Consider the following 23,923-nt stretch of genomic DNA (forward strand, 5'->3'; position numbering starts at 1 on the left):
CTGGATTCCGCTATGGCGTTTACAGATAAGAGAGGAAGAAGGTATTATGTGCGGTATAAAAAACTATATTATAAAACAAATATTGCTCCTACCTGAGACAAACGGTATCATCCGGATATTAATACCAGTGATCTTATCGCCTGCAAAGATCACCAATGAAAGGGCGAAACAAACCTCCCGTAGCCTGCAAGGGAGAGCAACCATGCGGTACATCTGCGCACTTTTGGAAGCAGATGTCGTCGGACAACAACCCTCCGTCCGGCAATGAAAGTTATCCGGTGTGATCCACAACCGGCTTACCACATAACACGGGCAGCACCTGCTTTGCCTCGTTCTGAAAAACATTAACCTGCGTTTTGAACACTGACGATAAACGTCCTGAATTCTGTACGGCGATTGCGCAATAGGATCAGCGGGTGTCAATGATTTCAGCGTCCACTGTTGCGCGGTGTCACTTGGGTAAAAGCAGCGCGATTACCAAGTGACGCCGTCAGGCGGCCAACGTCCAGAGCACGTCCGGTCTGGCTTTACAACCCATTTGATCCACGCATTACTCAGGGAAGCCCGTTTCCACGAGCGTTTTTCTGCTTCTGACTCACTTTATTCCGTTTATTTTTTAACACCCATGCCTTGCAACAGGCTGATGCCGTAAAAAAGGAGAGATTACCTACGTCAAGATAATGAGGCGTTCATCCTGATGGAATCAGGCACTGAACGGGGAGCATGTCATCGCTGTGCTGAGCACATCGCGAGCTCCTGCAAAAACTCAACACAACCTCGCCCTGCTACACATTGTCTGACGCACCACGGAACGGTGAACCTGAACCGACACGCAGAAAAATAAATAAAACAGCAGCAAAGCAGCAGGAGATGCGAGGATGGCGCAGAAATCGACACGTTCAAAAGTTGAGTTGTTCAGGAAAGCATTTATTGCCTGTGCCCGAAACGGGCACGGAAGTTTTGCGACGGTGGCGGATCGCCCGGCAATTTCTTCATTTTCTGAAAGACAAAGGCATAAAGCTCCGGCAGATGGACAGTCTCAAAACAAAATATATTGAGCACTACATTGCACAGCGAAAGGCTGACCATATCAGCCACCGGACATTGCAAAATGAGATGGCTACGCTGCGAACCATTTTAGCGCAGGCCGGGAAACATAAGCTGGCGGCAGCCGATAATCCGCGTCTGAGCAACCGGGCACTGGGTATTGCCAATACGGATCGCCGGGGAGCAAAAACCGCATTAACCCCGGCGGAATTTCAGACGGCTTTTCAGCAGGCCGAGCAAAAAGATCGGGGCGTGGCAGCGGTAATGCAGCTGGCGTATATATTGGGGCTGCGCACCAAAGAAGCGGTGGAATCCGGTAAGTCCTTAGCCACCTGGAAAAAAGCGCTGGAAAACAGTCATACGTCTGTGTGGGTAGTGTTCGGCACCAAAGGCGACCGACCGAGGCAGACGGTCATACTGGATCGGCAAGCCTTGCAACACGCTATTGCGTATGCTGAGCGAGAACAGGCAGGACGCAGCGGCAGATTAATTGATAAGCCCACGATCCATCAGGCGATAGACCGTTACCGTTACGTGGTCAGAAGTGCCGGACTGGTGGGTAAGCAAGCGCCACACAGCATGCGATATCATTTTGCCCAACAATCTGGCGCATATTATAAAGCACAGGGTTTCAGTGAGCGGGAAGCGCTGGCACTGGTGTCAATGGATTTAGGACATGGTGATGGGCGGGGACGTTATATCCGGCAGGTGTATTACCAGAATATTGAGGGAGAATAATAAGTTGTATTGATTCACACTAGATTTGATGTGTTCACTGAAAGCACGTTTGAACCCCAAATGGTCAGGAAAAATCAAACGCGGATTACCGGCATGGACAGTCAGATACTGGCCTTGTACGCCAGAGGGATGACAACCCGCGATATCGCAGGGGCTTTCAAAGAACTGTATGATGCGGATATCTCGCCGTCGCTGATTGCGAAAGTGACTGATGCCGTGAAAGCCGAGGTGATTGCGTGGCAGAGCCGTCCACTGGACAGCTTGTATCCGATCGTTTATCTGGATTGTCTGGTTGTCAAAGTGCGTCTGGATAATCAAATTATTAATAAATCGGTCTTCATCGCGCTGGGGATTAATACCGAAGGGCACAAGGAACTGCTGGGGCTGTGGCTGGCTGAGAATGAAGGAGCCAAATTCTGGCTCAGTGTGCTGACCGAACTCTATCATCGGGGTCTCAAAGACATTTTTATCGCCTGTGTTGACGGGCTAAAAGGGTTCCCTGAGGCGATTAATACCGTTTACCCGCAAACCCGGGTTTCAACTGTGCATTGTTCACATGATACGCAATAATCTGCGCTACGTGTCCTGGAAAGACGCTAAAGCGGTCGTCAAAGATCTGAAACAGATTTATCAGGCCCCGACAGAAGAAATAGCCCAGCAGGCCCTGGTGACTTTTGCTGAACAGTGGGACGGGCGTTACCCCCAAATTAGCCGAAGCTGGCGGGAAAACTGGGGTAATCTGTCGACATTCTTTGCTTATCCACCTGAAATCCGGAAAGTGATTTATACCACGAATGCGATCGAATCGCTGAACAGCGTCATCCGGCATGACATCAAGAAACGCAAAATATTTCCGTCGGATGATTCGGCGAAAAAAGTTATCTGGCTGGCGATTCAGGCGGCCTCTAAAAAATGGACGATACCGATCCAAGATTGGCGTCTGGCGATGAGTCGATTTATGATTGAATTCGGTGACCGTTTGAACGGTCACGTTTAATTAATATGAAAATGGCGATTACACAAAATCGTAAACAGGGTTTGCTTTCACGATCACGGGGAATTTGCAGATCTAAGTCGCCGTCTTCGGTCAGCAAAGTCTTAGGCGAGTAGCCATTGCGGGTATTGGAGTCCGATTTCGGTTGGTGTTTTTCATGGCCCAGATGAGCAGCCAGTTCTGCCTTAAGGGCGGTTTCAACGGTCATTTTTTTGAGGAAGCGGGAGAGCTGGCTCAGATCTTCCGGAGTTTTAAGATTTTTAGCCAGCTTAGTAGCCAGGGCTTGTAACTTTTTCTCGTCCATCTTTTCACCTGTTTTAGTTGATAAATTAAACATACCAAAAACAGGCAATTACACAAATTCAGGTACAGGGTCGTGCTTTGATTATTCTAAATATAGGGCTGTATTTTTTACGCTCTATATAAATAATGAATGTAAACATAATTAAAAATCTACTTCATACATATGTTCACCAAACTCTTTGAAGTAAAGTTCTTGGGTTTTCATAAAATGATTATTCATTGATTTGAACGTATCTTCTTCATTTTTAGATGATGGAAAATATGAAAAATGATGTACGAAATAACCAAAAATATTTTCACAATCTTTTTTATAGTTTTTAGTGTCTAAAATATGATGATGCCATATTTCATCTACTTCAATAGATGGAGCAATGTATGCATCACCATTCTCATATTTATAAACAATGAACATAAATTTTTTATATTGCTCCACTGCATCACGTGCACCTTCTTCTGTCCATACCCTAGCAATATTAGGATGTTTTTTTGTTATTTTCTTTATAATGTTTTCAAAATTCACACTTTCCATTTTTTTTAAAAATTCTTTTTTATTCATTTTGTTAGTCATTTTTTCAACCGTATTATTTTTTAATTTAAATAAGGGGTGATAAAAATCCACCCCTGTTGCTTAAATAAAATACCTAGCTACCAAGGCCTGTAACCACAACCTGATTGAGTTGATATTTTTCTAACTCGTTTAATAGCATTCTCTTTCATGATTTTTTCCTTTTTATTATTGAGTTTGAATTTCTATTTTGTTTAAAAAAACAAAAGAACCATAGCAATAACAATAAAAAGATAAAACAATAAAAAAAATTAAAATACATTTTTTTTTAATATAGGAATAATCACAATGATTATTTGATTTATAATATATAAACTAAATAATCAGTTATTAAATTTATTTTTTGATGATATAAAAACTTGGATTCACATAATAAGTGCAACATCGTTAGTCCGGAAGTAAACATGTTCGTATTCCCTTAAATAATCCATTCGGTATTTTCCCACCCCGTGTTTTTCGGGGACGATGATTTAATCGGTTTACCACAAAATTTATTTCCTTAGCTGAGACCTTATTAAAATTGGTTTCCTTTGGAAAGTATTGTCTGTTTTGAATATTAATGCTTTTGTCTTTGTTGCAAAATTCATATTTTCCTAAGAAGCTTAAATACCGCCAAGCAACGGGGGACATTTGAGCTATCGCTTTCGCTTTTTGTTCATCTTTATTTAAAAATACTCATATAGTCGACATAGCAACTGTGCATTGTAAAAAATAATTATTGTTGCAATAAGGCGAATGGATTCTGCATTGATACCCAAGTCTATTTCATCTTTTCCATTTAACACCTTACCGCCACTAATCTTTGCTATTGCTGATGTTAATTGATGGTAAGATTCACCACGACAGATGGAGGCTTGTGCCGGCGCGCATTTTATGGCAAGACGAATAAATGATTTAGGCCATGAAACTCAATTAACCAAGTGGATATGTTCCTATTTCCCCGCGCATAAAGTCTATACCAATCGTAATTGAGGATGCTTGATTTTTCATTCCTATCAGATCAAGATTATGCCCATGAAAATTACCCTGACAAATGCCCAAAAAAAGCTCTCGAATTGATGCACGATACCACTCGTGATGGGCGTGTGCGTGATCGCATCAAGGCCGTACTTTTGGCATCGGAAGGTTGGACTGCCCAGATGATTGCCCAGGCTTTGCGTATTCATGAAAGTACGGTGAGTCGCCATCTGAAAGCTGTTTATCTGCCGAACAAACGGCAGAACTCGTTGAATATCTGGCGGCAAATTTGATGCACACCACCGTGCAAATTGTTGATTATGTCTGGGCACGCTGGCAGGTGACTTTCACGGTAGCCGGGATGACAAAATGGCTCCATCGTCAAGGATTCAGTTACAAAAAGCCGATGGGAACGCCGCATAAATTCGACGTGGATAAACAACAACAATTTATTGAGACCTACAACGCGCTGACAGCGAAATGGGGTCAGCATGAGCCGATTTTGTTTATTGATGCCACGCATCCTACCTAATCCACACAATTAAGTTACGGTTGGATGAAACGCGGCAGAGAGCAGGTCAAAGTGGTTGGAAACCACAGGCAGCCGTACCCGTCTCAACCTCATGGGTGCACTCAATTTGCAGCGGATTGAAGAGACAGTTATTCGTGAATATCCGACGATTAACGCAAAAAATGTCGTCCTGTTTTTCGGTGCAATCCGGGAAACGTATCCGCTTTCACAAAAAATTCATATTATTCTGGATGGAGCCGGTTACCATCGTTCTGAAAGAGTTAAATTTTTCGCCGAGGTTCTGGATATCGAGTTGCATTATCTGCCGCCTTACAGCCCTAATCTCAATCCGATTGAGCGATTATGGAAATACGCGAATGAACAGATACGCAACAATGTCTATTTCCCGGATGTAAAAACATTCTGTGAAACATTTCATCATTTTTTTCATGTCACCTTCCCCGAAAAAATACAGGAATTGGCTACTCGGCTGACGGATAATTTCCAAACTTTAATTCCTGCATCTTCAAGTTAATTGCGTATATGTTGAGCCATATTCGGGTGTATCTTCTATTTTACTAGGAAAGTCAATTAGTTATAGCGAAGTTTATAACGACTTAGATCAAGAGTTGTTCAATCTATTCCTTGTTTTAAGAGATAAAGAGCAATCAAAACGCTTGCATGAGCTTTGCCAACTCACACCATACAGTCGAGATGAGTTTGCATTAGGTTATGAACCCGCCACTGACTTTGTCGAGCGGGCAAGAAGAATGATCGTTCGTAGTGCGATGGGTTTTAGTGGTGGCGCAGCGTGCGGTCATAAGACGGGATTTCGATGTGATGCAAAGCGCCCGAGTGCTACACATGCCCATGTATGGAAGAAGTATCCCGCTGTCATTAAATGGGTTTGTGCTCGTCTCCGTGGTGTCAATATCGAAAACCGACCTGCTGTTGACTGTATTCAATATCATGATTCGCTCAATACGCTTTTCTATGTTGATCCGCCATACCTGCACAATACGAGAAATTTAAACTTATCGGGTAGTGTGTATAAATATGAAATGACGGAAGATGAACACGTCTATTTGCTGTCTACATTAAAAAACTGTGACGGCATGGTGGTTTTAAGTGGATATGATTCAGCACTGTACAATGACCTTTTGCCAGGTTGGCGAAAAGAAGAAAAAACAGCGCGTATTTCAGCGGGGAAAGGTACTGGATTAAAGACTGAATGCTTATGGATAAGTCCTTATTGTGACGAAATGCTAAGGCAGAGTGGAAATACAAACATATGTCACACATCACAAGGGGCATACATCACATGAGAGCGGAACATACTGAAAACAAAATCAAATCAGAAATTGAACGCATGATGATGAATGGCGATAAGATAAATAAAACATCGATTGCTAAAAACGTGGGGATCTCGAGAGAGCAAATAACCCGAAGATACGGCCACCTATTTGAAGGGCTAAGTAGTATAACGGCCGACAGGTAACGTGTGAAGAATAGGCTCCCTTTGCATTGTGGCGATGACAGAGATGAGTACACCTATTGAGTAACGGATATCTTTGATTGGGAGGACCCTGTACCTGACATTATTTTTTGTCCCGGGAAATGAATTACCCATTGACCTTATGATTTCCTTTCATTAGCGTGGAAAAGTTTACGAATGATCCGGTCGCTTGTAAGGATCACCTTCGGGCAGCGACAGCAACACTCCTGTAGCCTGCAAGGGAGTACACCACCGTGTGGTACATCTGCGCACCTTTGGAAGCAGATATCGTCAGTCTGATGACGATGAAGGTTGTTTAATCTTATCCATCATGGCCAACCGGCCAGTCACCCAACGGGGAACACGTTTCCCAGTGGGTCCTGTGTTCTCCGTTGTTTCATTAAGGAGAATACCATGCAACAAAATACACCTCCGATCACGGACATCGTGCCCGCGTCTGAACACTCCCCCTTTGCTGAAATTTTTCCGCACACCGGTTCGCTGGAGCTGACGCTGCTGGAGCATACGTTCATTAAAGCCGCCGCCGTGCTGTGTGATGATAACCGGTGTGATCAGTGGCAGTACCGGAAAGTGTCAGACACTATCGCCTATATTGTACCGGTACGGCCGGATTCCTCAGGGGTCAGGGTTGAAACAACGGATTTTAAAGGTGAGGTTTCTGCCGATGCCTTCGGACTGATGGTCACCCTGAGCGTATTGGGGTATCTGACGGCCCTGATGAAGCTGGACGGGTACGCTGAACGGTTTTGCGCCCTGCGAGAATATGCGTTGCAACATCCTCAGGCTCAGTGTATCCGGGCGGCTTTGGGCTTAAAGGGTGCATAACGGGAGAACGTGATGCCAAATAATGAACTGATTATGCTGGACAGTCTTGCGCTGTCGGTCGTGTTTCCCGACAAAACCCCGCTGGAACGGTTGTTTCTGGGATTCCTGCTGGCGAATACCGCATCGACGTTATGTAGCGATTATCAGCCTGAACAGTGGACAAGCCGACAGGTGTCTGAATCGCTGACTTATATGGTGCCGACACGGGCGGAAACGTATTCCGTTTACCTGCCGGTTACGCAGCTGACGGTCACGCTTTCAGCCGATGCCTTCGGGCTGGCGGTCACGGCCATCGTATCAGCCCGTATCGCGGTGCCGGATACACAGAATAAGGAGGCGTATCGGTTCTGCGCATTGCAGGAGTATGCGCAGCAGCACCCGGAAAGCGGCCTGATAGCCTCGGTCATGACACTGAAACCCGGAGAGGACGTTATCAGTCCGTCACTTATCCATAACAAAAATAATCATCATTAATGTTATCAGCCCATGAGGCTGTTAACGCTTTTCTTAAGCGCCTGACCGGGGAAGCCAAAACACCTTCCCGGTATCGGGTGGGTGTTTTCTTTCATTGACATAAAATCAAGGAACAACACCATGAACCCCATTTTTTTACCGGCATCGGATGAAACTGATACCGCATTACGTGAAGAACTGTTTACCGCTCAGGTCACCGGCCTGAGGCAATACCCGAAAGCACCACAGTCATTGCAGCCGGAAACCCTGATGGTGTGCGAAGCCTCCACCGTCACGGAAGTGGTGCAGCGGCTGAAGGTGATCCATCTACTGGGTGACTGGCCGGTGCCGGCGAGGTTATCTGCTCAGGTTTCGGGGACTTTTTTTCCGCTGACCGTTATGATTTTTGATGCACAGGACAGAAAAGTGCTCGGTGGCCGGTTTGATGAAGAGATTATCTGGGCGCAGCCGGTCATACTGACGTCAGAACGCCTGTCACTGGAACAGCAACAGCAGCGGTTATGTCAGGCAGCGATGCTTGAGCAGAGCTGGCAGAATACTCCGGCGGCGCGTGCGTTGTGGCACAAGGTGCATTTATTGTCACTGCATGGGGTTTCCTCCTGTTATCAGCAGTGCCATGAAGTGCGGGATATTCTCCGGTATGGCGTCTCTGTCAGTGTCTTTTCTGAGGGGACGTTATGACCACGTTACGTTTAACCGTCTGGCAGGTGATTGCGGCGGCTTTGCTGAAACGGCATTTTGGTCTGAGCCTGACTGACACGGCACTGTGTGAAACTGACACGGTGGCAGCACTGATAGCCCGCGGTGTCCGGCCTTCTGAAGCCATTAACGAACTGGTGGATAAATACGACCTAACCCGGCTGAATACGCAGGTTATCCCGCGCAGTACGCCTTATCTGGATATCCACGATGAACTGACGGTTATTTTTGACAGCGGTCTGGCTGACAGGCTATTCAGGCAGACCGGACAGTAATCCTTTTTGTTCAATCTACCCATCGGGGGGGAACTGTGCCCTGGGTGGGCCGTTCCTCCTGTTTATTCTTATCATTCAAGTGAGGAACTTAACCATGGCAGAATGGTGCACCAATCAACTGGAAATCACCGGCAAATCCGTCTGTCTCGATGTGATGCAACAGTGGGTCTGCGGGGAAGAAGTCCCCCGTTACCGTCAGGCGGTGTTACAAAGTCTGCGCCTGTTTCTGGCCGGTTGTGCGGGGATACTCAAACCCACCAAACCGCAGACTTACACGCCGTACCCGGCGCTGGTGCGCGGCACGGCGGCACCAACAGCGCAGCATCTGGCCTTTGAGCAGTGGTTGTTGCTGTTACAGAATAATGTGCCGTTGAATACGGACAATATTAAACGCATCGATAACCTGTACCGTCAGTCCGGTCTCAGCCTGATGTCCTGGGACAAGGTGCCGGAAGCAGCGCGTGATATTATCGCCCGTCTGCTGACCCGCCAGTATACCGACTGGTTCGGCATGGTGGGCTGGTCTGACACACCCGATATCGGGGCCTGCTGGGATAAGCTGAATGCGTACCCGCAGGCGGCACAGCCTTGCGACATGCTGATGATTATGTCAACGAATCTGGCGACCGAAATCAACGGTAGCAGCACCCTGCTGAAAGGCATTGCCACGACGGCGCAGTTTTACGATGAACAATACGGGATGGAATGGCCGTTTGGTCACCATGTTCGCTGGGAACGCCGCAATGTCAGCAGTTTAACCGTGCGTTTTGATTCCCCCTGGGCACCGCCTTCGGCGGAACTGATGGGCGAGCTGTCCGCGATGTTTGACTGTGAAATCCGCCACTGGTACAGCGAAGCATCAGGTCAGCTCAAAGGTTACGACTGTTATGATCAGGGCGAGCACGTGGACAGTGGCCACGGTCAGTCAGGCCGGGAAAACCGTCCGGCACTCTATCTGGTCACCGGAGAGCAGGCGGAAACGGCGCTGGCCCTGCCGGCTATCGCAGTCGGGCAATAAGCGGTTATTAATTTTATACAAATTGACCACATCAACCGAAAGGGAAACCGGTTCCCTTTTCGGGGCATGTTTTCCTTTTTTCGCTTTTTGTTCAGCAAGGAAAACATGCAATGGCATCCCGAACCGATCATCAGAAAGCATTCATTTCGCTGTTTAAGCAAACGGCCCGTTATCAGGTCTTCCGGGATTTTTGCAATTGTGCCATGGCGGCGATCCACAATAAGCACTGTTTCAGTGAGGAGCTAGAGCAGTATTACCTGAAAACCATCAAGAAGTACGAGCGGGCAGATGTTGACCGGATTGTACAGCTGTTTTCCCATGTGGTGCTCGGACTGGCGCAAGAGTCCGGTGACTTTCTCGGCAGTGTATTTATGCAGCTGGAACTGGGCAATAAAGATCTTCAGCAATTCTTTACCCCCTGGGAAGTGGCCAGAATGATGGCACAAATGCAGTTGCATGATGCGGCCGGGCTGTTGCAGACACAACCGTTTGTCACGCTGTGCGATCCGTGCGTCGGGGCGGGTTGTATGATACTGGCTGCCGCCGATGTACTGAGGGAATTGGGGCATGATCCGTTGTGCAGCCTGTGGGTGTCAGTGGTTGATATTGACCCGCTGGCGGCGGTGATGGCGTATATCCAGTTATCCCTGAGCGGTATTCCGGCCGCCGTCACCATTGGCAATGCTCTGCATGATGGCGGCAACAAACGGACGCGTTACACGCCCGCGCATTATCTGGGTAACTGGTCTGCGCGTTTGCGGGAGGTTAAGCTTATCGCCGCCTGACCGTATTTTTCAACCACAGCGCCTTTCGGGGCGCTTTTTTTGTTTTTAAACGATGTTAATGCAATGAATTAGGGTAAAAATTAAGTTGATTCAGTAAGCCAGTTAGGGAGTGAATCGAGTCAGATTAATTTTCATTTCCGTAAAAAGAGTTGTGCCTTGTTTCCGACCGGGATTCATCGACACTGAGCCACATTTGAACCGAAAGAGGAAGCATGATGTTTCAGCGTCTTAAATCCTGTTTTACCCGACAGACACGCCCGCAGCCCAAATCATTTTCGTCGGAAGATTGCCGGGGGTATTTTCAACCCCAATCAGCCGATGAATTGTTAGCAACGCCCCAGCGTCGGCAGTACCTCCAACAATTATGGCAAAACAGTGCACTCCCTAACGGGCTGTATCAGCGTTTTTATCTTGCACCGGTGAAGCAATTGCTGGGCAGTGTCGAACAGGTACCGGCAACACAGGCAGAGGAATGGTCAGCATTGGGGGGATTTGCTGACCTGACGCTACAATTTACCACCTGTGCCGTGCGGTTAGCGAAAGGGCATTTATTACCGCCGGGTGTAGCTCCGGAAACGCAGGCAGCACAGGGTGTCTTATGGCAGGCTGCGGTGTTCTGGGCGGCGTTGTTTTACCACCTGCCGTTGTTGCGGCAGCTCGAAGGGGAACTGGAAGACGGGCAGGTCTGGCAACCGGGCATTGGTATTCCCGACAAACCGTTTCGTTTCCGTTTTCGCGCACCGGAGAACATACCGTCGGCCCCGCAGGAAGTGTTGCTGGCAGCCTGTCTGTTACCGGAAAAAGCCATGATGTGGCTGGTGACCGTACCGGAAGTCTGGCACTGTCTGATGCAGCATCTCAATGGCCGGCCTTCCACTGTCCCGCTGATAGAGGCATTGCTTCAGGCGGCTGCCGGGCAGGTTCATTCCCCTTTGCGGGGGAAACAGGAAGTTTCTCCATCTCCGGCGAAGGAGGCGGTGTTATCTTCCGAATGCAATCCGGTACCGGAAACGACATCCACGCCTCCTGTCAGTGAAATCACAACCCCACCGCCATCCGTGTCTGACGATACCCTGACATTATTATCCTTATTTCAGTCACCTGATGGATCTTCGCCGCAAAATCAGGGAAAAAATCACCACTCCGCCTCGAAACTGACCAAACGGTCAAAACGAGAGAAAGAAAGTATTGCCCCTGACAGTCACCTGCATTCATCATTTAAAGATAAATAATTCAAATGGTTATTTGTATTTTATTGCCGCGAATTGTTTTGGACAGGAAACGGCAGGATGAGCCGAGGAAAAAATAACATGTTGCACACAGTAGACACCCTCAGTTGGGAAGGATTATTAGAAGAGTACTTTTTTTCACATATCCTGAGACCGGATACCGAATGGAGTTATCGCAAGGTCACACGGGGTTTTATCCGGTTTATGGGGGAGGCGGCATCACCGGCGCAGGTTATTCACCGGGAGGTGCTGCGGTGGCGGCGTCACCTTCTGGTGGAGAAAAAGCAGTCGAGCCATACCTGGAATAATAAGGTGGCTCACCTGCGGGCGATTTTTAATTTCGGAATGGAGCGAAAACTGCTGCCTCACACCGAGAACCCGTTTAACAACGCCGTGGTTAAAAAAGAGAAGAAAAAGAAGAAGATTTTGAGTCAATCGCAGATAACCCGTATTAATCTGTTGATGGGGAAGTTTGCGGAAGAAGAAAGAACCGAGGTGATGCCACGGGGAGGGCGTTGTGCTCTGTATCCGACCTGGTATTGGTCAACGGTGCTGGCGACATTGCGCTTTACGGGGATGCGGCAGAATCAGTTGCTGCACCTGCGGTTACGGGATATCAATCTGGAAGGAAATTCGATTGAACTGGGTCTGGCAGGCAGCAAGAATCACAGTGAATGGGAGATACCGATTGTCCAGCCTCTCAAGCCCCGGCTGGCACATTTGATTGAACGGGCGGTGGCCGCCGGTGCGAAAGCGGATGATCCGATTTTTGACCTCAGCCGGTTAAGTGTGCCGCACCCAAGCCGGCTTTCCCGTTACAAATACGATATTAACCGGGAAAAACAACAGCTCCGCTCTTTTTTCCGCCGGTTATCCAGAGAGTGTGATTTTGCCGTCTCTCCGCACCGGTATCGTCACACGGTGGCTTCAACGCTGATGAAATCGCCGGATCGCAACCTGCCGCTGGTGAAACGATTACTGGGGCATCGTAATGTCGCAACGACGATGGAATACATTGATCTCGACATGGAAGTGACAGGGAAAACACTGGAGCGGGAACTGGGGTTATACACCGACCGCTTTGATGCGTGTTCCGATGAGCATGAATAAAATGGATTAAAAAAAACAGGGCGGGACTCAGGCGGAATTTAGGCGGTAGCTTGTGTGAGCTGCCCTGCATCAACAGGGATGGCATAAAAAAGCAGCACGGCCAATTCTGTGCCCCGTGAAGTTTTCGCCTGACTTGACATCAGAATCAATTACTGAAATCATTACCTTCAACGAGAAAAGGGCGGCTATTAAAACAGCCACCCTGTAATCTTGTCTAAACCTTTTTTAAACACCACAATAGCGTGCAAATTGTCATTTAACATCTTATTAACTATTGTTTGTTTTTAACGCATTTGTCAGTAAATTTAACAAACTCTGACAAACCCGCATCAAATCTTGGTGCCCGGAGGCGGAATCGAACCACCGACACGGGGATTTTCAATCCCCTGCTCTACCGACTGAGCTATCCGGGCTAACGGGGACGCATTAAACCGTATTCACTCCAATTCGTCAACGACTTTCTGCGAAAAAAATGTGAAAAATGGCTGTTGGTTGTATTTTTATACTGTTCTGGTGTGATTATTCAGCTTTGGCTACTTTTTATCAGCTCAAAGCGCCGTCTTTCCGGCATTTAGCAATGATCAGAATATCCTGAGCCAGTAATTTCGCCGTAATCACATCCTCAAGTTCTCTTTTCACTAATAGTTTGCTGAGACAGCCTTCAAGGATAAGTTCCATCTGTTTGGCAACCTGTTCACTATCTTCGATACCAATTTGCTGTAATAACCCGATCGTATAGTGAAAAGAATTCTGTTTTTGTAACTCTGCCAGTTGATGAATCGGATGGTCAGTATCAGGAAAAGCGCCACAAGCTGCAATGAACAAACAACCGGGATAGCGCTGCTCTCGTACCTTTTCCTTTAGCGTATCGTAACGGGCCAATAATTTCTGCTCCGGGCTTAAGGTTTCATCCAACAAGATATGACGCTGCCAGGCTTCAATTTGCTGACTATGATAGCGTAAACAATCGTAGAGCAGGGCCTCGCGATCAGGCCAGAAATGTTTTATGTGGTTGATATCAATATTGAGGGGAGTTAAAAGTGTTTCCAATGTTGCTGATAAACCATGTTGCTCAAGTAAATTCAGACTATGACTAAGCACATATTCACGTTGCACAATTGTTCTCCTTTTAAATGATTTCTGTTTACCCTTCATCTTGCTGATTCCGGTTGGGAGTTTATTGGCTATAGATGCTGCAAGTGGCGGTTGAAACGTTCTGCATCCATAAATCCATTAACCCGTGAATCGGATAGCTCTTTTCCCTGAGAGTCAAAAAACAAAATAGTAGGAAGCCCAAGTACCTTCAATTTTTGCAGCAGTTCTTTCTGTCTGGCGCTATTTTCTGTGACATTAGCCTGCAACAGGAGGAAATTGCTTAACTGTTTTTGCACCTGTGGGGCGCTGAAGGTATATTTCTCGAACTCTTTACAGGCGACACACCAATCTGCATACAGATCCAACATTACCGGTTTGTGGCGGTTTTCAGCCAGAATTTGGCTCAATTCCTGCCAGTCACTGACTTGCTGAAATTTCAAAGATGCTTGTTGTTGTGCTGTAGCCTGAGTTCCCCATACCCAATCCTGCAAGGGGCGTGACGAGATTAAAGCCAGTGTCAGTAGAATGAGTTGTAGGGTACGTAGCCAACCATTTTTGTTGTTGAGTGTTAACACAAAAGCCCAGCTGAAGAAGGCTACACCCAACATGCTCCACAATCTTATTCCCCAGGTTTCACCGAAGACCCTTTCCAGTAAAAAAATTGGCAGTGCAAGAATAATAAAGCCGAATGCTTCTTTAACGTATTGCATCCATGGGCCGCTGCGGGGTAAGAATTTGTGACCAAATAAAGTAACAGCGATGAGTGGTAATCCCATTCCTATTGCATAAAGGTAAAGTGTCAGGCCACCAAGCACGGTGTTACCACTTTGGGCGATGTAAAGTAAGATGGCGCTAAGTGGGGCTGTTGTACAGGGAGAGGCAATCAGTCCTGCCAGCATTCCCATAATAAATACCCCCAAATAAGAGCCGCTTTTCTGCTGGTTACTCCAGTTCACCAGACGGGTTTGAACGGAAGAAGGGAGCTGTAGTGAATACGTTCCAAACATGGATAATGCAAGTAAGATAAACAGTATGGACAGCCCCGCCAGAATATAAGGGCTTTGCAATGCGGCCTGAAACTGTAGACCTGCCGCAGCGACGATTAACCCCAATACAGTATAAGTAATAGCCATTCCTTGCACATAACTCATCGCCAGCCAGAAAATACGTTTCAGGCTTTCAGGTCTCTGTTGCCCCAGAATAATGCCGGAAATCAGCGGGTACATAGGCAGAATGCAAGGCGTAAATGCGATACCAATACCAATCAATAACGCCCATAGCGGTGAAAAGGGAGTCTCATGTGTTTTGGGGAGTGTTTCTTTCTGTAGTGAAGGTTCACTCAGAGATACTTTTGGTGAAGAGGAAGCAATGACAGCACGCAGAGGTACGGTAAGTGTTTCCGGGGGGTAGCAATACCCCGCTTCTGCACAACCTTGATATTTGACCTGAAGAGTTGAGTTATTGGTCGCAGCAAGGATGGGAATGTAAATATGCGCTGATTGGAAATAGACCTCGGTTTTGCCAAAAAACTCATCTTCATGCGCTGTCGCCTTGGAAAAATCGATATGACCTAAGGTAGCTTGTTGGTTTGGTGTGATGATGAACTGTTTTCTATAGAGGTAATAACCGGGTTTAATGTCCCAGCTCAGAGTCAGTTGATCCCCTTTCTGCTGAAAATCAAACATGAATGCTTGTTCAGCGGGAAGATATAAATTCTGTTCGGGCCGCTCAAACAATGCGTTGGCTGTAATGGGAGAAGCAGCAATTGCACTGAATAGTAGAAACAATATGAGAACACGTTTCATCATAAGATATCTTTTGCCTGCCTGTTTTTTATAGGGTTGCCTAATATTAAAACAATGCGGTGTTTTTTTCAGGAAAGATTATTGGAAATAAGTATGGGAAAGAAAATATTCAGGGGCTTTTTAAACCCCTGAGATAACACTAAGCAAAGTGTGAAAATTACAGAACCATGTCTCCAAATAGGAAACCGAATGCTACAGCCAATCCAACAGCAATTGTTCCCGGAATGAAGAACGGGTGATTGAAAACGAAGCGTCCGATCCGGGTAGTTCCGGTATCATCCATTTGCACTGCTGCAACCAGTGTCGGATAGGTTGGCAAAATGAATAGACCGGAAACCGCAGAGAACGAAGCAATTGCAGTCAATGGTGTGACATGCAGTGCCAGCGCCATTGGCATCAACGCTTTTGCTGTTGCTGCTTGCGAATAAAGCAAAGCGGAACAGAAGAAGAAAATAACGGCCAGCAGCCACGGTTGAGCATGGATCAAACTCCCGGCGGTGGCTTTGATCCAGTCAAGATTAGCCTGTACAAAAGTATCCCCTAACCATGCAACCCCTAAAATACAGATACATGCACTCATGCCTGCTTTAAAAGTACTTGAGTTCAGAATGGCATCCGTATCGACAGAGCAGAGAATGGTGGTAAGGGTAGCGATACTGAGCATGATGATCAGAATTGCATTTGTGGTGTTCATCAGGGATTTTTCAATAAGGCCGACACTCGGACTGTTGATAATTGCATAAATAACGATCCCAATTACCCCTAATAGAAACAGTAGGACAGAGAGCTTAGCTTTTGGTTTGATATCAATTTTTTGGTTACTGCGTAGTTCGATTAGACCATCTGTAAGGCGTTTTTGATAAATCGGATCGTTAGACAATTTAGAATCGAAAAACCATGAAATAATGAATGACATCAAAATAACCGCAGTAAACGATGAGGGGATTATTACCATCAACATTTGAATATAGCTAATACCTTGCCCTTCCATAATAGAAGACATATAAACTACTGCGGCGGAGATTGGTGAAGAGGTGAGTCCAATTTGTGCGGCTACGACGGCTGTTGATAGTGGCCGACATGGTTTAATGCCTTGTTCTTTTGCTACTTCGGCGATCACGGGTTGTGTTGCCAGAGAAATATTTCCTGTTCCAGCCAACAACGTCAAACAATAAGTGACGATTGGTGCGAGGATAGTGATATACTTCGGGTTTCTTCGCAGTAGTTTCTCTGTTTGTTGAACCAAATAATCTAGCCCACCAGCTACTTGCATGACAGAAATAGCCGCAATGACTCCCATGATGATTGAAATAACGTCAAATGGAATACTTCCCGGTTTGACTCCGATTATAGACAGAACTAAGACACCAAGTGCCCCGGCAAAGCCAATACCGATTCCCCCTAATCGCGCCCCCAAAAAAATGGCCAGCAGAACGATAATTAATTCTACGGCTAACATATTACGTACTCCTTTGTTTTTTAATATTGTGAAAATTTTTTGTTAAATTTTAGTGTGATTGGTAAAGCTAAAAATTCTATATCTAACTAAGAATCTACCCATTAGGTTCTAACTGCCCAATAATAGAACTCTTTATTTCGGTTCCTGATATACAAGACTTTCAGTCGATTGCGAGTTATGTGATCGACACAGAGTTGAGGTCAAGAATCTCCTGATTGTGTAACGGCATTAAAATCAGTAACTCATCTTAATTAATTGATTTTTTTACTAAAAATATTTATATTGTATGTCATCGTCATCAAAGCATTTTACTTTTATATGCTGGTTTTTTTATTTATTGAGTAATTTAATAGAGATTACATCATTATATATTGTTTTAACACAAACTTTTTATGTTTTTATAAGTGTAATTTACGTTTAATTTTTGATATGAAGGTCGGTTATAGTTAGAAAATAGTATTTTACATTAAATCGTTATAAGTGATTTTAATGTAAATTTCATGTTGCAGTTACTATGCGGAATCGAGAAAAATGTAATGTTATTTTAGTTGTTATAATATGAGCCATGTTGTAGCTCATATTATATTTTGACTTCTATTTAAAAGGGGATGTGATTTTAAGTATAATTATTAAATTCAACTAGTGAAATTGCTAAATATGATGATGGAAATTGGTACAGTAATAATGGCAAGTATTGTACTCAACATTACTGAAAAAGCTGCTTTTTCAGGATGTAAATTAAGGTTGCTTGCAATAACAACTACATTACCGGCCATAGGTGTGGCTAACATTAATGCTATTACAGTTAGTAAGTTATTAGGGACATCAATTATATAATAAAAAAAGGATATACCAACAACAGGATATATCATATGTTTCCATAACAATGAAAAGAAAGAAAATTTCCAATCAATCTTTATCTTATAAAAAGAAGATAGAGTAATCCCAATAACCATCATGCCAAGAACGCTATAAGCACCTTTGAAATTTTCTAGTGTAGAAATGAGTATTGGATTTAATGTGATCTCACTACTTTTAAAAAACACGCCTAATATTGCAGAGTAAATGATTGGTAATTTAATGATTTTTATTAGGCATTCTCTTGTGGATAAATTACCTTTGGCGGTAATAAAATAGCCCACTGTAAATTCATATAGATTGATGCCTATAATGATAAAAATGGTAATAGCTATTTGATTAGAGTTAAAAATAGCAAAGGCTATCGGTAATGCAAAATAGCCAGTGTTACCTGTTCCGCCTGCGAATCCAAATAGATTTGATTTATTGCAGTCCCATAAAATTTTTCCTACTAAATAAGCCATGAATGCAGAAAGTGACGCTGTCAAAAAACTTGCGATTGAATATGAGAAATAAGTTAAGTCTGAGGGTGATTGTATTATTGAGATAAAAATAACAACAGGGGATATAATATATATTAATAATGATGATATATCTTTTGTTTTTAAATTTAACACCTTGCCAATAACAAAACCTATTAATGTGATGAATACTAATAAAAATACTCTAAACATAACTTCAAAAAACATAAATCACCTAATTTTTATAAAATTTTAAGCCTACAAATTAGTAGGCTTATAACTTTAACATGTTAATTCCAGTACAGTAGCTGTTGGAATTATGGATGAACCATAACACCGCTGAAGCCAGCGTTCACCTTTCACTTCTCCCCTACCATGTACGCATCTTAAATTATTGAATATAATAAGATTTCCAGGTTGCCATTCATGAGTAAAAACGACACTATCAATGGCATCATGTAAGCTAGATAAGGCTTTTTGGGCTTTTTCATTTATACCTGTTGTATTATGGAATGCTACTTTCATTTCATAAATTCCATCAATACGATCTAGTACAGATGTTTTTGTTTTTTCAAAGTTAACATTAAATGTAGCAGGAGCAGTATGAATATATAATTTACTCATTAATATATCTATTTCATCTTTTGAGATTTTTTCCAAGGCTTCGCTAAGTGATGCTAATCTTGTTCCTGTTTTATATTTATCAGTCAAACATACTAATGATAGAGTATGTGGTCTAATATATCTATTTAAGTAAGCTGCATCAGTATGATAATCAAACTCTACTGTTCCATTATTCGATGGTACATTTTCTTTGGATTTAACAGGAACAATTTCGTGGACAAGGGCTCCATCTTTTTCTTCCTTATATGAGAATGGATTGAATCCTAGTGCGTTACTTACTCCGAGAATACTAAGCTCTGAGATAATTCCTTTTTCTTTAGAGACCGTTCCATCAGTTGGAACGGAAGGTATGGCTTTATCTATAGGGATGTTAGAGAACTGGACATATCCTTTCCCGTAATTAATTTCATTACGAAGTTCTTTAATGTCAGGTAAAAATTTTTCAGCTATTTCTTTACTCTTAATAATTATCTCTTTATTAATACCTGTTACGTTTCTGGTTACTCCGTAAAGTTCCTCTTGCCATAATTCGTATGCTTCATTAGGTATGACGATTTTCATGATTATATTCTTGGTGTTAATATTTGTTATGTGAGTTTTGTATTTTGATAATACGGTGTTTCTTTGTTTGTGTAAATAAATAATAAATATCATAATGTAATAATATTTAATATAAACGAAATAAAATGGAGTGTTATTGATTTAATTTAATGATGTGATTGTTATTATTAGTGATTTTTTTGTTTTTACTAGATGTTATCGTCATAAATTAATTAATTAATTAATTAATTCATGTAATAATATCCGCTTATTACCGGAATGATTACTTAGCTATGAACACACCAACACACCGCCGTCACGATATTTCCGATCATATTTGGCGTTTGCTTGAACTTCACCTACCGGACGTAAGGGAGTTTGGGGGCGTGTCGTATTTATTAATGCCGTGTTCTGGATTTTACGGGCAGACTCCCCTAGAGAGATTGACCGCCCGATTATGGTGACTGGAAAAATACGCATAGCCGTTTTTGTTGGTGGCAGGACAAAGGCATATGGGAAGGATTGCTTGAAGAACTCATCTTTGAACCCGATTTCGAATGGCTGATGATTGACACAGTCACATTCAGGTCCATCCCCATCGTGCCGCAAGGGCGGTAGGAGGCAATTAGGATATGGGGCGCACAAAAGGAGGCCCAATACCAAGATACATCCGTCTGTGGATGCACATGGTATGTCGATCAGAGCGCTTATTACACGCGATAACACAGCGGGTTGCTCACACGCTGAGGCCTTGATTGAAGGAATAGAAGTAGGCCATTGATTAGCGGATCGGGGCTATGACGGTCATTCCGTTGTTGAACAGGCAAGAAACAAGGAATAGCCGAGCACATTCCCAGCCACAAAATCGCAAAAATGAAATGAGAATATGATCGGAACTTCTATCGACTCAGGCAATGAGTTGAAAATGCTTTTCTTAAACTTAAACGTTGGCTTGGTATAGCGACCCATTATGCCAAAAATAGTGCCTCATTTCTTGCTGCTGTTCAGATCCGCTGCTTCGCGCTTTGGCTAAGCATTTTATGACGATGCTATTTAAGAAGATAAAAATAGAATAATCTATAATAATAAATTAAAAAGGCACGCTTCCGGTTGGAATAGCGTGCCTTAAAAATTAAGACGAACTCGTTATTATAATCATTTAATCAGTCATCAAAACGTTTTGCTTTATAAGTCGGATGTTTTAGGTTCTCAACAGAGAAAATATCATCTAATTGCGCTTCTGTCAGCAGGCCACGCTCCAGAACGACTTCCCGGACACTTTTACCCGTTTCTGCACAGATCTTACCTACGATATCGCCATTATGGTGACCGATGAATGGATTCAGATAGGTTACGATACCGATAGAGTTAAAGACAAAGCTTTCGCATACATCTTTATTGGCCGTAATACCATTAACACATTTTTCAACCAGATTGCGGCACGCATTGCTCAGGATCGTAATGGATTCAAACATTGCCTGACCAATTGCTGGCTCCATCACGTTCAATTGTAATTGACCTGCTTCTGCGGCCATGGTGATGCAGGTATCATTGCCAATAACTTTGAAACAAACCTGGTTAACAACTTCTGGCACCACCGGGTTCACTTTGGCTGGCATAATGGAAGAGCCAGCCTGCAACTCTGGCAGATTGATTTCGTTCAGACCCGCGCGTGGGCCGGAAGAGAGCAGACGCAGATCGTTACAAATTTTGGACATTTTTACTGCCAGACGTTTCAGTGCTCCGTGAACCATCACATAAGCACCACAGTCGGAAGTTGCTTCAATCAGGTCTTCTGCGGGTACACAAGGCAGGCCAGTGACTTCTGCCAATTTTTCCACAACCAGTTTCTGATAGCCGGGTGCTGTATTCAGGCCAGTACCGATAGCAGTTGCTCCTAGGTTGACTTCCAATAGCAATTCCGCTGTACGGGTGATATTTTTAGTCTCTTCTTTCAATAACATAGAGAAGGCACGGAACTCCTGACCCAAAGTCATCGGCACAGCGTCTTGCAGCTGAGTACGACCCATTTTCAGGATGTCGTCGAATTCAATCCCTTTTTTGTCAAAGCCTGCTTTTAATAATTCAATAGAATCGATCAACTGTATGATTGAGTTGTAGACAGCAATACGGAACCCTGTAGGATAAGCATCGTTGGTTGACTGGCTTCTGTTCAGATGATCATTGGGGTTCAGGTACTCATATTCACCTTTCTGGTGTCCCATCAGTTCAAGACCGATATTTGCCAACACCTCATTCGTATTCATATTTAGTGAGGTGCCTGCACCGCCCTGAAAAACGTCAACCGGGAACTGATCCATACATTTACCCGTGTTGAGCAGCTCATCACAGGCTTTGACAATGATATTTGCAACTTTACCGGGAATAGTATGGAGCTCTTTGTTTGCCAGTGCTGCTGCTTTTTTCACCATTACCATGCCACGGATGAATTCAGGTACGTCGTTGATGGAGCGGTCACTGATATAGAAGTTTTCAATCGCACGTAGAGTGTGAATACCGTAATAGGCTTCAGCAGGGACTTCACGTTTACCTAACAGGTCTTCTTCGATACGAATGTTGTTTGACATGAGAACCTTCTTAAGATTGGATACGTTTTTTACTGTTTGTTATGTGTTTGTTGAGATAATGTTTCCGATGGTAATTACTGTGATATTAACCAATTACCACTAAATTGCCGGCGCGATCATATTTGGATTTGTTAGAAATGCCTTGAACCTGGATCACTTTATAGTACGATTTTATTTAATGAAATGGCATATGTGTGATTAAGGTCACGGTTACTCAGCTTAAAAGTCAAGCGTCACAAGTATTGAAAACCGTTATTGTTATCCCCACACTATGTCAATCTCGAGCGTTATCATTAATGAACATGGTTATAAGAAAGAAGACTGTATTCACAATCGGATGAAAATGCCAATTTATCCCCTTTATCTTTCAGGTTGCCTCAACTAAAGGAGAACAACGTGCGCTGGCTCCCACTTATCCTGATATGCCTGCTGGTTTATATTGAATCAGTTCTGTTCGTCCGCATTGCTTCTGAAGTCGGGGTCTTGCTAACCCTGTTATTGGTAGTTCTGACTTCTTGTGTTGGTGTTTCCCTTGTCCGTAATCAGGGAATCAAAAATTTTATGACGATGCAGCAGAAAATTGCTACCGGAGAAAGCCCTGCGGCAGAAGCCGTTAAAAGTGTCTCTTTAGTGATAGCGGGATTCCTGTTAATACTCCCTGGCTTTTTTACCGATTTTCTTGGGTTATTGCTGCTGCTGTCTCCGGTACAAAAATTACTGGCAGCAAAATTGCTGCCACATATTACCTTTTATCGCCCGAATGTCCGTGGAGGATATGGTCAGGATGATGGTCATGGGCAAACATTTGAAGGAGAGTATCAGCGCAAGCAAGATGATGCCTCCTATACTATTACTCGTGATAATCAAAAAAATGATGATCAAAAACGTCATGATGATAGTTACAACAAGAAGTAATTTCGGCTTATGTTGTCTGAGATTTCAGAGGGTAATAAAAAAGTGAAATATTTTTTGCTATCCCCCCTTGAAGTACTGCTTATATGCCCCAACTTGTAGCTTCATGGTACTGGTTCTGTTGGGTTCTGGTATCAATCCTCTTACCTGATATGGACTTTATTTATAGGAGATCTATCAATGAAAATTCGTCCATTACATGACCGCGTTATCGTTAAGCGTACAGAAGTTGAATCAAAATCTGCTGGCGGAATTGTTCTGACGGGCTCTGCTGCGGGCAAATCTACCCGTGGGGAAATTTTGGCAGTCGGCAATGGTCGCATCCTCGAAAATGGGGACGTGAAGGCGCTGGACGTAAAAGTGGGTGATACCGTCATTTTTAATGAAGGTTACGGCGTTAAAACAGAAAAGATCGATAACGAAGAAGTGTTGATCATGTCTGAAAGCGACATTCTGGCAATTGTTGAAGCGTAATTGAGAATCTTATTACGCTGAGATCTTCTTAATAATTGAACGAATTTAAAGGAAAGACACA

The 23,923-nt window shown here is 44.0% G+C and carries 20 protein-coding genes, 1 tRNA gene and 7 pseudogenes; 17 read left to right on the forward strand and 11 right to left on the reverse strand.

Annotated features, from left to right (window positions below; translation table 11 throughout):
• Window positions 1-697 precede the first annotated feature (697 nt).
• From BDD26_RS19705 to BDD26_RS03320, 3 genes and pseudogenes are all read left to right on the forward strand, one after another.
• Complete coding sequence (locus tag BDD26_RS19705; RefSeq protein WP_211305446.1) at window positions 698-844, forward strand: hypothetical protein; 147 nt, start codon at window positions 698-700, stop codon at window positions 842-844.
• A gap of 34 nt (window positions 845-878) precedes the next feature.
• Window positions 879-1,785 (forward strand): annotated as a pseudogene (locus BDD26_RS03315) (integrase domain-containing protein).
• A 39-nt stretch (window positions 1,786-1,824) separates the two neighbouring features.
• Window positions 1,825-2,782, forward strand: a pseudogene (locus BDD26_RS03320) (IS256 family transposase); the annotation flags it as partial.
• 46 nt (window positions 2,783-2,828) lie between these two features.
• Here BDD26_RS03320 and BDD26_RS03325 read toward each other — a convergent pair.
• From BDD26_RS03325 to BDD26_RS20730, 4 genes and pseudogenes are all read right to left on the reverse strand, one after another.
• Window positions 2,829-3,083, reverse strand: a pseudogene (locus BDD26_RS03325) (transposase); the annotation flags it as partial.
• 141 nt (window positions 3,084-3,224) lie between these two features.
• Window positions 3,225-3,701, reverse strand: a complete 477-nt coding sequence (locus BDD26_RS03330; RefSeq protein WP_115825539.1) for a glycine-rich domain-containing protein — start codon at window positions 3,699-3,701, stop codon at window positions 3,225-3,227.
• Window positions 3,702-4,034: 333 nt separating this feature from the next.
• Window positions 4,035-4,208: pseudogene (locus BDD26_RS03335) on the reverse strand (IS30 family transposase); the annotation flags it as partial.
• 104 nt (window positions 4,209-4,312) lie between these two features.
• A complete protein-coding gene (locus tag BDD26_RS20730; protein ID WP_115825540.1) occupies window positions 4,313-4,534 on the reverse strand; it encodes a Tn3 family transposase in 222 nt (73 codons plus the stop codon).
• Between BDD26_RS20730 and BDD26_RS20735 the strand changes: the two are divergent.
• The 11 genes and pseudogenes from BDD26_RS20735 to BDD26_RS03390 form a co-directional block, all read left to right on the forward strand.
• Window positions 4,494-4,616, forward strand: a pseudogene (locus tag BDD26_RS20735) (IS110 family transposase); the annotation flags it as partial. The gene BDD26_RS20730 and the pseudogene BDD26_RS20735 sit on opposite strands and share 41 nt — an antisense overlap.
• 45 nt (window positions 4,617-4,661) lie before the next feature.
• A pseudogene (locus tag BDD26_RS03345) lies at window positions 4,662-5,650 on the forward strand (IS630 family transposase).
• Entirely contained in the window at window positions 5,634-6,440 is an 807-nt protein-coding gene (locus BDD26_RS03350) for a DNA adenine methylase (protein ID WP_115825541.1), read from the forward strand. The pseudogene BDD26_RS03345 and the gene BDD26_RS03350 overlap by 17 nt, the downstream one beginning before the upstream one ends.
• Window positions 6,441-7,024: 584 nt before the next feature.
• Window positions 7,025-7,456, forward strand: coding sequence for an antirestriction protein (locus BDD26_RS03355; RefSeq protein ID WP_115825542.1), 432 nt, complete (start codon window positions 7,025-7,027; stop codon window positions 7,454-7,456).
• A 12-nt stretch (window positions 7,457-7,468) separates the two neighbouring features.
• Window positions 7,469-7,930 (forward strand): antirestriction protein, encoded by a 462-nt coding sequence (locus BDD26_RS03360; protein WP_115825543.1) that lies wholly within the window; start codon window positions 7,469-7,471, stop codon window positions 7,928-7,930.
• 120 nt (window positions 7,931-8,050) lie between these two features.
• Window positions 8,051-8,611, forward strand: coding sequence for a hypothetical protein (locus BDD26_RS03365; protein WP_115825544.1), 561 nt, complete (start codon window positions 8,051-8,053; stop codon window positions 8,609-8,611).
• Window positions 8,608-8,904: a TA system toxin CbtA family protein gene (locus BDD26_RS03370; protein WP_115825545.1), complete on the forward strand. Its 297-nt coding sequence runs from the start codon at window positions 8,608-8,610 to the stop codon at window positions 8,902-8,904. Before BDD26_RS03365 ends, BDD26_RS03370 begins: the two co-directional genes overlap by 4 nt.
• 94 nt (window positions 8,905-8,998) lie before the next feature.
• Window positions 8,999-9,922 (forward strand): DUF1281 domain-containing protein, encoded by a 924-nt coding sequence (locus tag BDD26_RS03375; protein WP_115825546.1) that lies wholly within the window; start codon window positions 8,999-9,001, stop codon window positions 9,920-9,922.
• 110 nt (window positions 9,923-10,032) lie between these two features.
• Window positions 10,033-10,707 (forward strand): N-6 DNA methylase, encoded by a 675-nt coding sequence (locus tag BDD26_RS03380; protein WP_115825547.1) that lies wholly within the window; start codon window positions 10,033-10,035, stop codon window positions 10,705-10,707.
• 215 nt (window positions 10,708-10,922) lie between these two features.
• The gene (locus BDD26_RS03385) at window positions 10,923-11,939 is read left to right on the forward strand and encodes a TraI domain-containing protein (protein ID WP_115825548.1); all 1,017 of its coding nucleotides are present in this window, start codon (window positions 10,923-10,925) and stop codon (window positions 11,937-11,939) included.
• A 57-nt stretch (window positions 11,940-11,996) separates the two neighbouring features.
• Window positions 11,997-13,046 carry a tyrosine-type recombinase/integrase gene (locus BDD26_RS03390; RefSeq protein ID WP_425330418.1) on the forward strand — a complete coding sequence of 350 codons (1,050 nt, stop codon included), beginning with the start codon at window positions 11,997-11,999 and terminating at the stop codon, window positions 13,044-13,046.
• A 337-nt stretch (window positions 13,047-13,383) separates the two neighbouring features.
• Here the strand turns inward: BDD26_RS03390 and BDD26_RS03395 are convergent.
• The 6 genes from BDD26_RS03395 to BDD26_RS03420 all read right to left on the reverse strand — a co-directional run bounded on the left by BDD26_RS03395 (window position 13,384) and on the right by BDD26_RS03420 (window position 19,909).
• A tRNA-Phe gene (locus BDD26_RS03395) sits at window positions 13,384-13,459 on the reverse strand.
• Window positions 13,460-13,589: 130 nt separating this feature from the next.
• Entirely contained in the window at window positions 13,590-14,162 is a 573-nt protein-coding gene (gene dicD, locus BDD26_RS03400; RefSeq protein WP_038260428.1) for a division control transcriptional repressor DicD, read from the reverse strand.
• A 68-nt stretch (window positions 14,163-14,230) separates the two neighbouring features.
• Window positions 14,231-15,949, reverse strand: coding sequence for a protein-disulfide reductase DsbD (locus BDD26_RS03405; RefSeq protein WP_115825549.1), 1,719 nt, complete (start codon window positions 15,947-15,949; stop codon window positions 14,231-14,233).
• 154 nt (window positions 15,950-16,103) lie between these two features.
• Window positions 16,104-17,405 (reverse strand): anaerobic C4-dicarboxylate transporter, encoded by a 1,302-nt coding sequence (locus BDD26_RS03410; RefSeq protein WP_115825550.1) that lies wholly within the window; start codon window positions 17,403-17,405, stop codon window positions 16,104-16,106.
• A gap of 635 nt (window positions 17,406-18,040) precedes the next feature.
• The gene (locus BDD26_RS03415; RefSeq protein ID WP_115825551.1) at window positions 18,041-18,952 is read right to left on the reverse strand and encodes an AEC family transporter; all 912 of its coding nucleotides are present in this window, start codon (window positions 18,950-18,952) and stop codon (window positions 18,041-18,043) included.
• 54 nt (window positions 18,953-19,006) lie between these two features.
• Window positions 19,007-19,909 carry a TauD/TfdA family dioxygenase gene (locus tag BDD26_RS03420; RefSeq protein WP_115825552.1) on the reverse strand — a complete coding sequence of 301 codons (903 nt, stop codon included), beginning with the start codon at window positions 19,907-19,909 and terminating at the stop codon, window positions 19,007-19,009.
• A gap of 272 nt (window positions 19,910-20,181) precedes the next feature.
• Between BDD26_RS03420 and BDD26_RS03425 the strand changes: the two are divergent.
• Window positions 20,182-20,932, forward strand: a pseudogene (locus tag BDD26_RS03425) (IS5 family transposase).
• Between the two features lie 119 nt (window positions 20,933-21,051).
• Here the strand turns inward: BDD26_RS03425 and aspA are convergent.
• Window positions 21,052-22,476, reverse strand: a complete 1,425-nt coding sequence (gene aspA, locus BDD26_RS03430; RefSeq protein WP_115825553.1) for an aspartate ammonia-lyase — start codon at window positions 22,474-22,476, stop codon at window positions 21,052-21,054.
• 396 nt (window positions 22,477-22,872) lie between these two features.
• Here aspA and BDD26_RS03435 point away from each other — a divergent pair, with 396 nt between their 5' ends.
• Entirely contained in the window at window positions 22,873-23,391 is a 519-nt protein-coding gene (locus BDD26_RS03435; RefSeq protein ID WP_038260432.1) for an FxsA family protein, read from the forward strand.
• A 177-nt stretch (window positions 23,392-23,568) separates the two neighbouring features.
• Window positions 23,569-23,862: a co-chaperone GroES gene (locus BDD26_RS03440; RefSeq protein ID WP_038260433.1), complete on the forward strand. Its 294-nt coding sequence runs from the start codon at window positions 23,569-23,571 to the stop codon at window positions 23,860-23,862.
• Window positions 23,863-23,923 lie beyond the last annotated feature (61 nt).

The organism is Xenorhabdus cabanillasii (genome assembly GCF_003386665.1).
GTDB classification, from domain to species: Bacteria; Pseudomonadota; Gammaproteobacteria; order Enterobacterales; family Enterobacteriaceae; genus Xenorhabdus; species Xenorhabdus cabanillasii.

Coding starts and splice junctions, on each gene's coding strand:
- BDD26_RS03385 (WP_115825548.1), top strand. CDS start 10,923: ATGTTTCAGCGTCTTAAATCCTGTTTTACCCGACAGACACGCCCGCAG.
- BDD26_RS03415 (WP_115825551.1), bottom strand. CDS start 18,952: ATGTTTTTTGAAGTTATGTTTAGAGTATTTTTATTAGTATTCATCACA.
- BDD26_RS03365 (WP_115825544.1), top strand. CDS start 8,051: ATGAACCCCATTTTTTTACCGGCATCGGATGAAACTGATACCGCATTA.
- BDD26_RS03380 (WP_115825547.1), top strand. CDS start 10,033: ATGGCATCCCGAACCGATCATCAGAAAGCATTCATTTCGCTGTTTAAG.
- BDD26_RS03355 (WP_115825542.1), top strand. CDS start 7,025: ATGCAACAAAATACACCTCCGATCACGGACATCGTGCCCGCGTCTGAA.
- BDD26_RS03360 (WP_115825543.1), top strand. CDS start 7,469: ATGCCAAATAATGAACTGATTATGCTGGACAGTCTTGCGCTGTCGGTC.
- aspA (WP_115825553.1), bottom strand. CDS start 22,476: ATGTCAAACAACATTCGTATCGAAGAAGACCTGTTAGGTAAACGTGAA.
- BDD26_RS19705 (WP_211305446.1), top strand. CDS start 698: ATGGAATCAGGCACTGAACGGGGAGCATGTCATCGCTGTGCTGAGCAC.
- BDD26_RS03390 (WP_425330418.1), top strand. CDS start 11,997: ATGAGCCGAGGAAAAAATAACATGTTGCACACAGTAGACACCCTCAGT.
- BDD26_RS03440 (WP_038260433.1), top strand. CDS start 23,569: ATGAAAATTCGTCCATTACATGACCGCGTTATCGTTAAGCGTACAGAA.
- BDD26_RS03375 (WP_115825546.1), top strand. CDS start 8,999: ATGGCAGAATGGTGCACCAATCAACTGGAAATCACCGGCAAATCCGTC.
- BDD26_RS03370 (WP_115825545.1), top strand. CDS start 8,608: ATGACCACGTTACGTTTAACCGTCTGGCAGGTGATTGCGGCGGCTTTG.
- BDD26_RS03420 (WP_115825552.1), bottom strand. CDS start 19,909: ATGAAAATCGTCATACCTAATGAAGCATACGAATTATGGCAAGAGGAA.
- BDD26_RS03405 (WP_115825549.1), bottom strand. CDS start 15,949: ATGATGAAACGTGTTCTCATATTGTTTCTACTATTCAGTGCAATTGCT.
- BDD26_RS03410 (WP_115825550.1), bottom strand. CDS start 17,405: ATGTTAGCCGTAGAATTAATTATCGTTCTGCTGGCCATTTTTTTGGGG.